This window comes from Paenalcaligenes sp. GW821-LYS-B07-1, from assembly GCF_058803365.1.
Genome location: NZ_CM179516.1, coordinates 1,227,613 through 1,240,431, shown reverse-complemented (window position 1 = coordinate 1,240,431; position 12,819 = coordinate 1,227,613). Strand labels below are relative to the sequence as shown.

The following is a 12,819-nucleotide window of genomic DNA, read 5'->3' as shown; positions in this document are numbered from 1 at the left end:
ATTTTGCGGGGCCTTTTTCTTTGCTATCACCGTATTTCCTATGAGCACACTAAACAGCGTTAACGTAGATCCCGCAGAAATAGAAAAATTCAGTGCTTTGGCCTCTAAATGGTGGGACCCCACCAGCGAATTCAAACCACTACACGCGATCAACCCTCTGCGCTTATCGTGGATTCTGGAACACACCGGCCCGCTGGCAGGGAAGAAAGTTCTGGATGTAGGCTGTGGCGGTGGTATTCTGACTGAAGCTATGGCTACCCACAATGCTGATGTAACCGGCATTGATTTGGCCGAAAAATCACTCAAAGTAGCGCGCCTACACAGCTTAGAAAGCGGTGTACCCGTGAACTACCAAATGATCAGTGCTGAAGCCCATGCTGCAGAAGCCGCTGGCCAATACGACGTAGTTACCTGCATGGAAATGCTGGAACACGTACCTGATCCCGCCTCAATTATCCAAGCCTGCTCTACACTGGTGCGCCCAGGTGGTTGGGTATTTTTCTCTACCTTGAACCGCAATCCTAAGTCTTTCTTATTTGCGATTGTAGGGGCTGAGTACGTGCTCAAACTGCTGCCCGCAGGCACACACACCTATTCCTCATTCATCAAACCACACGAACTGGCGCGTAGCGCTCGTGAAGCAGGTCTGAGCAATATGGATTTGCGTGGCTTAGAGTACAACCCTCTCTCACAGCATTACTGGCTGTCACGTAATACCTCCGTCAACTATCTACTTGCCACACGCAAGGAAGCATAAGTAGCAACATGGCAACGTCTAAGCTTGTACTGTTTGATTTTGATGGCACGCTGGTAGATTCAGCACCTGATTTGGCGGCGGCCGTAAACCGCCTGCGCCACGACCGCAATCTACCTCCACTACCCTACGAACTGCTGCGTCCCGTTGCCTCACACGGCGCGCGTGGCCTACTAGGCACAGGCTTAGGGTTAAACACCGAACACCCTGAGTATCTCGTAGTACGCCAACAGTTCTTGGATTACTACGCTGAAGACATCACCACACTGAGCCATCTATTTAGCGGCGTAGACGCCATGCTGGCAGGTCTTAAGCAAAGTGATTTGCCCTGGGGGATTGTGACCAATAAAGCCATAGGCTTAACACGTCCTATCATGGCTAAATTTGAACTGGATGTGGAATGCAAAGTATTGGTAGGTGGCGATAGCACTCCTTACCTTAAACCCAATCCTGCATCTCTGCTGCTGGCTACTAGCACCTACGGCATCGCGCCTGAACAATGTATTTATGTGGGTGATGACCTACGTGATATACAAGCAGGTAAAGCCGCTGGCATGCCCACCATTGTGGCTGCCTACGGGTACTGCAAAGACGATGATACCGTCCCCACCTGGGGTGCTGATGCCATTGCAAACAGCCCCGAAGAACTGCAACACCAGTTGCAAGAATGGGGCAGAAAAGCCTAAAAAGCACTACACTAAGCGCCTGTTCTCACAGGCGCTTAGTGTATTACAGCTACTTCATTAACAAAAAGCCTGCTGTTTTCTTCTGATCTGCTGAAATATTCTTGCTGTTCATCAGCTCATCCATATCCTGCATAGCAGATGCTAATGCGCCACTCAACGCCGCCACCTCCCCCTGCAACCTAGACACCTTCTGCTCTTTTTCACTCTCAGACAATTTCTGATCAGCCATAACCTGCTGAAGCTCTAGCTGCTTTTGCTCTAACTGCTCACGCAACTCTCGTATACGTTTCAGTAACCCCTTCATCGTATCGGGTAAGTCGCTCTCATCTATATCTGCATTTTTATTTTGCTCTGCTTTTTGATGCTTAGCCGCAGCATTCAATGCCTCAGCTGAAATACTAATACGTACACTTTCACCAATAGGCTGCACCGCAGATACCGACAGCGCTCCACCCGACACGCTTTCTTGTTGAGGCAAAGATGCCGCATCAAGTCGATTGTGATCCAGCACCGTTGTAGGCACCGCCAACAGCGAAGAAATAGGCATAAAAATCTCTCGTTAATACACAAAAAATGCCGTGCCGCTATGCGAAGCGGTACGGCATCGTAACGACCTTTTTTGACTATTATTTAGCGCTATTTTGCCATTTATCAGCTAACCAAAAAGCGCAGGATAACGTTTTTGCATCTGTGATACGACCATCTCTACACGCCTCTAAAAAATCCTCTACAGGCATGCTGAACACATCTAAAAACTCACCATCATCTAGCTGTCGTGTACCAGCTTGTAGGCCAGTCGCAAAGTACGCGTAGAGCACTTCGTTTGAATACCCTATAGCCAGATGGATTTTCCCAGCCAAATGCCATTCACTAGCGGTGTAACCGGTTTCTTCTAACAGCTCACGTTGACCGCATACAAATGGGTCTTCACCCGCATCCAGTTTACCTGCAGGTAGCTCAATCATGACTTGCCCCACTGGATGACGGTATTGGCGCTCTAACAGTACATGTCCGTTATCCAGCAATGGAATCACCACTACAGCCCCTGGATGCACCACATAATCACGTGTACTTTGCCCACCATCAGGCAAACGTACCGTGTCTCGCTTCAATGTGATGAAGCTTCCCTCATGCAGCGTTGTGCTTTCCAGCAACTCTTCCGTTAAATGCGTAAATCCAGCGTCTTGATCCGTCGTAGTGGGTTGAGTCATTGTGTTTTCCATTACCAGAATATGTACTAGCGTCTACACGACGCACCACCATCACTATACCGTTTTCAGTTACAGAGATTATGTACCTAGCGAAAAATATCTTTGCAGTCTCCAGAACGGCACACAATCCCAGCTATTTACTGTGCTGACTATCTGTAGATCTTTGCGCGCTCCCAACCACCCACGGCAGAGGCACGAAGATATCTTGCTTGGAATACGAGGTGTGAAACACCCCTAGCTCTACTGGTGGAGTTGTCTCACGCTTAGGCACCGCCAGCGTACACCCTGTTAGCAAGACACCCATCACCACAACGGCTACACCACACATAGAACGCCACATTATTACTCTCCTCGCAACGCCCTTATCGCTAGGCAAGACTCATCAAAAGGAATGACCCTCAACACGTTATTGCTGTAGAAGCAAGGCCGCAAAGGATAGTCACCCAACTGCGTACTGAGCAATACTTGCTGAACCACATCAGGAAAGCTCCCTTGCTGAGTAAACGGTCCACTTAAAGGAATCTCTACACTCACTGCCCAATGCTCATCATTAAAAACCCATGCAGCATCACGCGCCCAACGCTGTATGAGTTGTTTAAGGCTCTTATCGCTGGTCAACGATGTAAACACACTCTGTTGCTGCGCCGAAGCTGAGGAAGGCAACGATTCTGCATCGGCAGCCGGTTGTTTTACCCCTAGTGTCCCTGCATCTTGTGTTAGTGCTGCACCGGTTGACCTAGAAAGTGAGCTTGGATACCCCTCGCTAGGAGTCGTGTTGGCAGCAGCTATCTGTCTAGACTGAAAAAGCGTATTTTTTGAAGGAACTTCATTCTTTACATAACGCCTTACAGTCTGCTTTTGATCGCCACCCCCGCCTACGTCTACCAGTGTTCGCGACAGCGAACTCAGATATGGGGTCTGCACAGACAAAGCGGTTGCGTATGCCCCCAAACCAAGGTGTGACTGCTTGTCTGACTGTGACAGCGCATTGCTATGCCCTTGCTCTTGAACAGGCTCTATACGTGCTGCATGGCGTGAAGCAATATCTGGATAGGCCTGAGCTGACTGGCTTGTAGTCTGACTCGCTCTCGCACGCTGCACTAGCATTTGCTGCTTTTGCAAATAACTCAGCAACAGAGGCTTAGAAACCGTTCTATATGCCCATGCCTCTTCAGGCCCTCTACGCAGCAATAACACATCAACCGACTCGTTTACGACGTGATATATGCCCTGTGGCTGCGCCTGCACTGGCACTAAAGTGCCATCACGACGTAATGTAAATAATGCAGGCAAATAGCTATCACTAGGAAACTGTAGCCACACCTGTTTTGCATTACTAAATACTTGCAGGGGTGCCAACTGATCGCTGCCGGTTAACCCCCAAGAAAAATCGAACTGATGCTCGACCTCTGCCGATGCCAAATAGCCCCAGCCATCCCACCAGGAACTATTATTTGGTGCGGTACAGCCCGCAAGCACACAGCACACCATCAAATATGCGATACCTTTCCTCATATTTTGCCCAATAAAAAAGCACCCAACCGTTAGGGTTGGGTGCTATCTTGGGCGATTTAGTCTAGTAGAACCAGAGCTATGATTGCCTATGGACCAACTTAGCGTGGTCTAGCATTCGCAATCTTATTCGCTTCCTCTGCTGCTACACGCAAAGCAGCTACAGCTGGAGTTTTACCATCCAGTGCTTCTTCCAATGTCAGGTTGAACATGGCACGGATCTGGTGGTAGTTATTGACTCTGAAGCCACGAGTAGTGTTTTCAGGATTTCTTTCGTACACATCAACCAATGCTTTCCAGTCACCCAGATTAGCGTAGTAGGAAGGCTCTGTTTTCGCGTATGCAGCTTGAGTCAGAGGCAAGTAGCCAGTAGACTCGTACCATTTTTGCGCAACATCATCAGAAGCCAACCAGTTCACAAATTGTGCACTAGCTTTGTCTTCATCGTTAGATTTGCCTTTGCTTGCCCAGAAACCAGAACCAGACACAAATGGGTTGCCTGGTTGTGCTGTAACTTGTGGGTAGTATGGCAAACCTGTCACAGCGTAATTCAAACCACGTTGAGCGTTTAATCTGCCAATATTGCCAGAGTTAGACAGCAATACAGCGCACTCACCACCTTGGAAGCGATCTACCGATTGTGGGCCAAATTCAGGCTTCACCATCAACTCGCTGCGCACCCAACTGATCATGGTGGACAAGTGACGTACGTACAGAATGTCAAAGTCAAAACCACGACGGTTGTTGCTATCACCTGCATAGAACTGTTTGTTTACCGCTGCCAAGTTTTCCAAGTTAATGGAAACAGGTTGGTCAGAGGTCAACGGACAGCGACGAGAACCATTATTGGCCAAAGTCACCAATTGATCCTGCAGCCCCTGCCATACACGTTGTGGTTGCGTAGGCTCTAAACCTGCACGCTTGAACGCGTCGATGTTATAGAACATCACAGGAATTTCAGCCATGAGCGGCAAGGCCAACATACGGCCACGCGAGTCATGCATGAAGTTATTTGCTGCTGGCAAGAACCAGCGCTGGTTGCCTGCAGACGCTTTAGTCAGCAAAGCATGCATAGGCTGCACATAAGAGCGCTGCGCTACGTCATCCAGACCAGAGGTTTCACCCATCTGGAATAGATTAGGTTTGCTGGAGTCAGCCTGCAAGGCTGAATCCAATTGATCTTCACTCTCGAATGCACGCAAATTGACACGTACATCGTCCTGACTACGGTTGTAGTTGCGGACCAGCTCTTCAAAAACAACTTTATTGTATTCTGGCAAAGCGTGCCAGACTTGGATATCCGTCGCAGCAGATGCTGCAGAGGTGGCAGTAACCAGAAATGCAATCGCCGTCAAACGGCCTGAAACAGCTGAAGAAAAAAATGTTTTTTCCATGAAATGCCTAGCGCAAAAAAGGAAATTCCGCTTCGGGTTGTCTGCCCGCGATTAGGTCAGCCAACGCTTTGCCAGAACCGGCCCCAAGAGTCCAACCTAACGTACCATGTCCGGTATTGAGATACAGGTTACGTACTTCAGTGCGTCCGATTAGGGGAATATTGGATGGAGTAGCAGGACGCAACCCCGACCAAAACTGAACATTATCAAAATCAAGCGCATTTGGGAATAACTCTTGAGCTTGCTTAACCATTGCCAAGCATCTTTTGCCATTCAGAGCCCGAGAGTAGCCGCTTAACTCTGCGGTTCCCGCCATACGCAAGGTGCTACCTAAACGAGTATACGCCATTTTTTGAGCTGAATCGGTAAGACTGATATCGGGAATGGCGCTAGCCTCTTTGATATCAAAAGAGGCAGAATACCCTTTAGCTGGATACACAGGGCAGCTAATCCCCAGTGGTGATAATAGCGCTGCAGAATGCGCCCCCAACGCCACTACTACCGCATCTACGGCTACGTGCTGGTACTCCCCTTCTGCATCGATAATTTCTAGATGCTGTACTTTTCCCTGCTCAGTGCACAAACGTGTCACATGGGTGTTGTACTGGAATGCCACGCCACTGTTTGCCAAATGAGCAGCCAACTGCGTGGTCCACTCATACGCATCACCGGACTCATCCTCGGGGTGGAAATCACCACCTGCAATATGGTGCTTGATACCTTTTAACGCCGGCACCAATGCCACTACCTCTTCAGCGCTCAGAATACGTCTATCGATGCCAAAGTTACGCATCACATCCGCCATTTCTTGCGCTTCATCGAAACTACGTTCGTCGCGGTAAAAACTCAGAATACCTTTTTCCAAGCAGTGGTAATCCACAGCCACCGATTGGCGCATGTCTTGTAACACCTGACGGCTGTACTCCGCCAACCGCAGCAACGCTTTGACGTTAGGCTCAAAGCGTTTAGGCTGGCACTCCCACAGAAAGCGCAGCCCCCACATCCATTGTTTTGGATCCAGTGACGGCTTAAACCATAACGGTGCGTCATCTTTAAACAACCACCGGGCCAAACGCCAAGGCGCTTTAGGATTAGCCCACGGTTCAGCGTAAGACACGGATATCTGTCCGCCGTTAGCCCGTGAACACTCTAGCGCTGGTCCAGGTTGCCTATCCATCACCACCACTTCGTGCCCATCTTGATGCAGCCACCAGGCTGTGGCCACTCCTAGCGTTCCACTTCCTAACACAGCGATTTTCATGGCCCTACCCTTTTCATGGCTGTAAACACGTCACTGCTCTCACCTGTTACTTACAAGGCGTCGGCTTCTGAAGTAAATGCATCCGCATAAAACTCTTCGTCAGGCAGCTTACACTGTTCACTGAAGTCTTTACGAGCGCTCTCTACCATCGCAGGGGTACCACATGCATAGACTTCCCAACCAGACATATCAGGCAAATCAGCCATCACAGCCTGATGCACAAAACCGGTGCGACCAAACCATTCATCATCTTTCTGTGCATCTGAGATCACAGGAATAAACTGGAAGTTCGCCATAGTTTGCGACCATTCCTGCGCCAATTCCATCATGTACAAGTCTTTAGGTCTGCGACCGCCCCAGTACAAACGCACTTCGCGGGAAATACCTTTTTGCTGCATGTGCTCAATAATTGCCTTAATCGGTGCAAAACCAGTACCACTGGCTAACAATACAATAGGCTTATCACTGTCTTCACGTAGGAAGAATGAACCCAATGGCGCTTCAGCACGCAGGATTTCACGCTCTTTCATTTGTGTAGCCCCTGCACCGAACACATGATCCGTGAAGGCACCGCCTGGCATATGACGAATATGCAATTCCACCAAGTTTTGTTCGTTTGGTGGATTAGCCATGGAATAGCTGCGTCGACGGCCATCTTTCAGAATGAACTCTAAATACTGGCCCGCATAAAACTTGAATGGGTCACTGGCTGGCAGTTGCAGCTTCACAATCATGACGTCATCGCTCACACGCTCTAAACCTGCTACGCGCGATGGCATTTTACGGATTTGTATATCCCCCAGCTTCTGAGCCTGTAGGGATTCAATGACCATATCGGACTGTGGACGCACTTGGCACATCAACGTAAAACCGGCCTCCAATTCAGCAGGTTCTAGGATTTTCTCTGGAGCGCTGCCGGCCTCGTACTCCCCCTCAATGACTTTAGCCTTACAGGTAGAGCAAGTGCCACTTTTACAGCTGTATGGCAGCAAAATCTTGGCAGCAATTGCTGCGTCCAACAAATTCTGTCCGGCTTCTACCGGGAACTCCAGCCCTGAGGGTTGTACGGTTACCTTCATTTTGTCTTCACTTATCACTATTTAAGTCGTTATTTCGCGTAGGGTGCTGAGCGTAGGTTCAGCAATTTTACTGTCTAACAGGCGGCCTTTACGTGCTCGTTTAGCGCGGTAAGGTTCCAGCGCAGCCCAATCTAAATCCTCGGTACTTTCTTTGCGTCGGTAAATACCTGACAACCGTATACCTTGAGGCCCCACAGCTACCCACTGCGCCAAATGATCATCGTCATCCAGCGTCATTAACATCGTACCCCGTCCACCGGACGATAGCACTCGCAATTCTTCTCTATCCACCACCATAAAGCGCCCTTTGGCACTTAATAGCGCAACAGCTGTGTCATCATCACTCAGCAACAGCGGAGGCATGAGTGTATCCCCTTCCGCTACAGTCATAAACTGTTTACCGGCACGCTGACGTGAAGTCATGTCTGTGAGTGCGCAGATAAAGCCGTAAGCACTTTGCGCCCCCAACAAATACTGTGTTTTCTCAGCAGCCACCAGCATATGCTTGGCTGGTGCCGCAGCACTAATATCCGCTAAGGCCGTAATAGGTTGGCCATCACCTCTGCCTGATGGTAGGTTGGCTACCGGAATGGTATAGCAGCGCCCGTCAGTACCCAGAGCGATCAAATCATCGGTACTACGGCACTCAAAGGCAGCATAGAAACTATCACCCGTTTTGAAGGCCACCCCGTCATTATCATGACCATGCCCCTGGCGTCTGCGCATCCAACCTTTGTTAGACACAATCACGGTCACTGGTTCATCTAGCACCTTGTTTTCCAAGACAGCGCGCTCGGCTTCTTCGATGATGGTGCGTCGGTCGTCGCCGTACGTTTGGGCGTCGGTTTCTAACTCTTTGATCATCATGCGTTTAAACGCCGATGGGTTATCCAACAACTTTTGCAGAGCAGCTTGCTCTTCGCGCTGCTTCGCAAGCTCTTGTTCAATCTTGAAGCCTTCCAGTCTGGCCAATTGACGTAAGCGCATTTCCAAGATGTCTTCAGCTTGACGCTCTGACAGCTTGAAGGTTTCCATCAGCGCTTCTTTAGGCTCATCGGCTTCGCGAATGGTTTTAATGACAGCATCTACGTCTAGATACACCACCATGCGCCCTTCTAGCACATGAATACGATCTTCCACTTTATCCAAGCGGTAACGAGTACGACGCAGCAAGGTTTGATGACGGTATTGCAACCACTCGTCCAACATGTCACGCAAGGAGCGCTGTCCTGGGCGACCATCTATACCAATACTCACCAAGTTAATGGTTTGGTTGCCTTCCATGCTGGTGTGCGCCAACAGCGTGTTGATGAACTCTTGCCTATCCACACGACTGCTCTTAGGCTCAAACACCAAACGCACAGGTGCATCTTTACCCGATTCATCACGTACCGCATCTAACAAGCCCAGCAACAATGCTTTGGTTTGCTGCTGCTCATTGCTCAGCGCTTTGCGCCCAGTACGTACTTTAGGGTTGGTACGATCTTCGATTTCTTCCAGAATCTTTTGTGCGGATGCTCCGGGAGGCAGCTCGGTTACCACCAACTGCCATTGACCTCTGGCCATTTCTTCTATTGTCCAGCGTGCACGCACTTTGATGCTGCCACGACCAGATGCGTAGATCTGGCTAAGTTCTTGACGACTAGAAATAATTTGACCACCACCCGGAAAGTCTGGACCCGGAATCAGCTCAGCCAAGGTCTCGTCAGGTAGTTTGGGATCACGGATCAACTCTACACACGCTTGCGTGACTTCACGCAAATTATGTGGCGGAATATCCGTTGCCATCCCCACCGCAATACCAGATGCACCGTTTAGCAATACCACCGGCAAACGCGCTGGCAACAACAACGGTTCTTTTTGTGAGCCATCGTAGTTGGGGATGAAGTCTACAGTGCCTTCGCCCAATTCATCCAATAGCACTTTGGCAAATGGTGTTAAGCGCGCTTCGGTGTATCGCATCGCGGCTGCGTTATCGCCGTCACGTGAGCCAAAGTTACCCTGACCATCGATCAAGGGGTAACGCAGGCTGAAATCTTGTGCCATACGTACCATGGCATCGTAAGCCGCTTGGTCACCGTGTGGGTGGTACTTACCCAGTACGTCACCCACCACACGAGCGGACTTTACCGGTTTAGCACCTGCCGCCAAGCCCATGGCTTGCATAGCATACAAAATACGGCGTTGTACCGGTTTTTGGCCGTCAGACACGTCAGGCAATGCTCGCCCACGCACCACTGACACCGCATAATCCAAATAGGCCTGTTCTGCATACAAACCCAAGCTCAAGCTGTCATCATTGCTACTCTGATCAAATAGCCCTGGTTGCTGAGAATCCATGATGTTTACTCGTCAATTCGTTAAATGAAAGCAGGCGGGATTACACATCCAACTCAGCCAAATTCCCTTTAGTCTCCAACCAGCTTCGACGCTGTGAAGACTCGCCTTTGCCCATCAGCATAGTAAAGAGTGTCTCGGTGCCCTGTTTGCCCAAATCACCATAACTGACTGGCATTAGGCGACGCGTATCGGGATTCATGGTGGTATCCCACAATTGCTCGGCACTCATCTCGCCCAAGCCTTTAAAGCGGCTAATCGCCCAACTGCTTTCTTTGACACCTTCTGCTCGCAGTTTTTCCTGCGCAGCATCCAGCTCCTTTTGATCCAAACAATAAATTTTTCGTGCAGCACGTTTACCTACTGCAGGCACATCCAGCCTGAACAGCGGTGGTCGTGCCACATAAATATGGCCAGCCTCTATTAGTTTGGGGAAGTGACGGAAGAACAGCGTCAACAACAACACCTGAATGTGTGATCCATCCACGTCTGCATCCGACAAAATACATACTTTGCCATAACGTAAGCCCGATAGATCTACCGTATCACCTGGAACATGAGGGTCTACACCAATAGCGACAGACACATCATGAATTTCTTGGTTGGCAAACAAGCGATCCTTATCCACTTCCCACGAGTTCAGCACCTTACCGCGTAAAGGCAAAATCGCTTGGAAGGACTTATCTCGGCCCATTTTGGCCGAACCACCAGCGGAGTCACCCTCTACCAAGAACAGCTCAGTCCTAGCGTTATCAGTAGATTCACAATCTGTTAGCTTGCCGGGCAGCACTGCCACACCAGAACTTTTACGCTTTTCTACCTTTTGCAAAGAACGTACTCGCGCTTGCGCATGACGAATGGCAAACTCAGCCAATTTTTTCGCCATTTCCACATCAGCGTGCAGCTTAAGTTCCAAGGCATTACGCACAAAGCCACTGATCAACCTCACGGCATCGCGGCTATTTAGTTTCTCTTTAATTTGGCCTTGGAATTGGGGGTCCAAAATTTTGGCCGATAACACAAAACTCACGCGTGCAAATACGTCCTCAGGCAGCAAGCGTACTCCCTTGGGGATCAAGCTGTGCAACTCGGCAAAGTTTTTCACGGCTTGGTATAAACCATCGCGCAACCCAGCCTCGTGAGTACCACCCGCCGGAGTAGGAATCAGGTTCACGAAGGATTCGCGTACGACGTTACCTTCTGCCGTCCATGCCACTACCCAATGCGCGCCCTCGCCTTCGGAATAGTTGTCATCATCGGCTTCAGCATACTGCTGTGCTTCGAATAACGGCACCAAGAATTCGGTGGTATCTAGGGTTTCCTGCAAATAGCTGCGCAAACCATTTTGGTATTGCCAACTATGGGTTTCACCTGTTTTCTCGTTGATGAGTTCAACCAACACGCCACCCAGCAATACCGCTTTACTGCGCAGTACGTGCATTAACTCATTCAGAGGAATGGTGGCACTATCAAAGTATTTAGCATCAGGCCACACACGCACCAACGTACCGCTGTGTTTTTTGGGAACCTTTGCCATTTCCGCTAGCGGGATAATGACCTCGCCTTCGGAAAACACAATGCGATGCTGTAAGCCATCACGCTTCACGTCTACTTCCAGACGCGTAGACAGCGCGTTGGTCACTGATACACCCACCCCATGCAAACCGCCGGAAAATGCGTAAGCACCGCCATCTTTTTTATTGAATTTACCCCCAGCATGCAAACGGGTGAACACCAGCTCAACCACCGGCGCATGCTCTTCAGGGTGCAGTCCTACCGGAATACCGCGCCCATTATCTTCTACGGAAACGCTACCATCCGCGTGCAACCGAACCCGTATTAAAGATGCCAACCCAGCCAACGCCTCGTCTGCGGCATTATCAATAACTTCTTGAATAATGTGCAGGGGACAGTCCGTACGTGTGTACATCCCGGGTCGTTGTCTCACAGGTTCTAGGCCTTTTAGGACCTGAATGGAACGTTCATCGTAATTAGAAGTGGCCAAAGTCATCTCTAGCAGGATTAAAAATAAAAAGTATTTTACGGAGTTGCGCCAAAAAGCCAAAACAGGACTCGCACAACACGCTAAACTACCACTACAATGTAAATGCGCTGCACCTGGCTCTGCTGTCAAAATGCGACAGCCTATCTGCCCTCATTCCAAAGCTAGACTACCATACTGCCATGAGGCCTTATCAGGCTGCAGATTCTCTATTTTTCTTACTAAAACTGTAATTCTCATGAGTGATTCCATCAAACACGTTACTGATGCCTCTTTTGACTCGGATGTGTTGAACGCCGATCTTCCTGTACTGGTAGACTACTGGGCTGCATGGTGTGGGCCTTGTAAAGCGATTGCCCCCTTGCTGGAAGAAGCTGCTGAAGAGTTCAAAGGCCGTGTTATCATTGCCAAAGTCAACGTTGACGAAAACCCTGACATTGCTGCCTCTTATGGCATTCGTGGCATCCCCACTTTGATGTTGTTCAAAAATGGTGAAGCCACACAAACTAAAGTGGGCGCACTGAACCGCTCACAACTGAATACGTTTCTCAACGACTCCCTATAACTTGTGTCCAACTCTGAT

12 protein-coding genes are annotated in these 12,819 nt (G+C 49.6%); 3 read left to right on the top strand and 9 right to left on the bottom strand.

Annotated features, from left to right (window positions below):
* The first annotated feature begins 40 nt into the window (after window positions 1–40).
* Both ubiG and gph read left to right on the top strand, forming a co-directional pair.
* On the top strand, window positions 41–757 hold the full coding sequence (gene ubiG / locus AC3QL0_RS05805; protein WP_493010483.1) for a bifunctional 2-polyprenyl-6-hydroxyphenol methylase/3-demethylubiquinol 3-O-methyltransferase UbiG: 717 nt from the start codon (window positions 41–43) through the stop codon (window positions 755–757).
* Between the two features lie 8 nt (window positions 758–765).
* Window positions 766–1,440 (top strand): phosphoglycolate phosphatase, encoded by a 675-nt coding sequence (gph, locus tag AC3QL0_RS05800; protein ID WP_493010482.1) that lies wholly within the window; start codon window positions 766–768, stop codon window positions 1,438–1,440.
* A 49-nt stretch (window positions 1,441–1,489) separates the two neighbouring features.
* Here the strand turns inward: gph and AC3QL0_RS05795 are convergent, their stop codons facing one another.
* The 9 genes from AC3QL0_RS05795 to AC3QL0_RS05755 form a co-directional block, all read right to left on the bottom strand.
* On the bottom strand, window positions 1,490–1,987 hold the full coding sequence (locus AC3QL0_RS05795; protein ID WP_493010481.1) for a hypothetical protein: 498 nt from the start codon (window positions 1,985–1,987) through the stop codon (window positions 1,490–1,492).
* Window positions 1,988–2,066: 79 nt separating this feature from the next.
* The gene (locus AC3QL0_RS05790; RefSeq protein WP_493010480.1) at window positions 2,067–2,651 is read right to left on the bottom strand and encodes an NUDIX domain-containing protein; all 585 of its coding nucleotides are present in this window, start codon (window positions 2,649–2,651) and stop codon (window positions 2,067–2,069) included.
* A 133-nt stretch (window positions 2,652–2,784) separates the two neighbouring features.
* A complete protein-coding gene (locus AC3QL0_RS05785; RefSeq protein WP_493010479.1) occupies window positions 2,785–2,991 on the bottom strand; it encodes a hypothetical protein in 207 nt (68 codons plus the stop codon).
* A gap of 2 nt (window positions 2,992–2,993) precedes the next feature.
* Window positions 2,994–4,166 (bottom strand): TcpQ domain-containing protein, encoded by a 1,173-nt coding sequence (locus AC3QL0_RS05780; protein WP_493010478.1) that lies wholly within the window; start codon window positions 4,164–4,166, stop codon window positions 2,994–2,996.
* A 98-nt stretch (window positions 4,167–4,264) separates the two neighbouring features.
* Window positions 4,265–5,557, bottom strand: a complete 1,293-nt coding sequence (locus tag AC3QL0_RS05775; RefSeq protein WP_493010477.1) for an extracellular solute-binding protein — start codon at window positions 5,555–5,557, stop codon at window positions 4,265–4,267.
* 7 nt (window positions 5,558–5,564) lie between these two features.
* The gene (locus tag AC3QL0_RS05770) at window positions 5,565–6,818 is read right to left on the bottom strand and encodes a D-amino acid dehydrogenase (RefSeq protein WP_493010476.1); all 1,254 of its coding nucleotides are present in this window, start codon (window positions 6,816–6,818) and stop codon (window positions 5,565–5,567) included.
* Window positions 6,819–6,868: 50 nt separating this feature from the next.
* Window positions 6,869–7,897 carry a CDP-6-deoxy-delta-3,4-glucoseen reductase gene (locus AC3QL0_RS05765; protein WP_493010475.1) on the bottom strand — a complete coding sequence of 343 codons (1,029 nt, stop codon included), beginning with the start codon at window positions 7,895–7,897 and terminating at the stop codon, window positions 6,869–6,871.
* 21 nt (window positions 7,898–7,918) lie between these two features.
* Entirely contained in the window at window positions 7,919–10,240 is a 2,322-nt protein-coding gene (parC, locus tag AC3QL0_RS05760) for a DNA topoisomerase IV subunit A (RefSeq protein ID WP_493010949.1), read from the bottom strand.
* 37 nt (window positions 10,241–10,277) lie between these two features.
* Window positions 10,278–12,245: a DNA topoisomerase IV subunit B gene (locus AC3QL0_RS05755; RefSeq protein WP_493010474.1), complete on the bottom strand. Its 1,968-nt coding sequence runs from the start codon at window positions 12,243–12,245 to the stop codon at window positions 10,278–10,280.
* 229 nt (window positions 12,246–12,474) lie between these two features.
* On the opposite strand from AC3QL0_RS05755, the gene trxA reads away from it, so the two are divergent.
* Window positions 12,475–12,801: a thioredoxin TrxA gene (gene trxA / locus AC3QL0_RS05750; protein ID WP_135864938.1), complete on the top strand. Its 327-nt coding sequence runs from the start codon at window positions 12,475–12,477 to the stop codon at window positions 12,799–12,801.
* Window positions 12,802–12,819 lie beyond the last annotated feature (18 nt).

Excerpts from the sequence above, each read along its gene's own strand:
- ubiG (WP_493010483.1), top strand. The coding sequence starts at position 41 with ATGAGCACACTAAACAGCGTTAACGTAGATCCCGCAGAAATAGAAAAA.
- gph (WP_493010482.1), top strand. The coding sequence starts at position 766 with ATGGCAACGTCTAAGCTTGTACTGTTTGATTTTGATGGCACGCTGGTA.
- AC3QL0_RS05795 (WP_493010481.1), bottom strand. The coding sequence starts at position 1,987 with ATGCCTATTTCTTCGCTGTTGGCGGTGCCTACAACGGTGCTGGATCAC.
- AC3QL0_RS05790 (WP_493010480.1), bottom strand. The coding sequence starts at position 2,651 with ATGACTCAACCCACTACGACGGATCAAGACGCTGGATTTACGCATTTA.
- AC3QL0_RS05785 (WP_493010479.1), bottom strand. The coding sequence starts at position 2,991 with ATGTGGCGTTCTATGTGTGGTGTAGCCGTTGTGGTGATGGGTGTCTTG.
- AC3QL0_RS05780 (WP_493010478.1), bottom strand. The coding sequence starts at position 4,166 with ATGAGGAAAGGTATCGCATATTTGATGGTGTGCTGTGTGCTTGCGGGC.
- AC3QL0_RS05775 (WP_493010477.1), bottom strand. The coding sequence starts at position 5,557 with ATGGAAAAAACATTTTTTTCTTCAGCTGTTTCAGGCCGTTTGACGGCG.
- AC3QL0_RS05770 (WP_493010476.1), bottom strand. The coding sequence starts at position 6,818 with ATGAAAATCGCTGTGTTAGGAAGTGGAACGCTAGGAGTGGCCACAGCC.
- AC3QL0_RS05765 (WP_493010475.1), bottom strand. The coding sequence starts at position 7,897 with ATGAAGGTAACCGTACAACCCTCAGGGCTGGAGTTCCCGGTAGAAGCC.
- AC3QL0_RS05755 (WP_493010474.1), bottom strand. The coding sequence starts at position 12,245 with ATGACTTTGGCCACTTCTAATTACGATGAACGTTCCATTCAGGTCCTA.
- trxA (WP_135864938.1), top strand. The coding sequence starts at position 12,475 with ATGAGTGATTCCATCAAACACGTTACTGATGCCTCTTTTGACTCGGAT.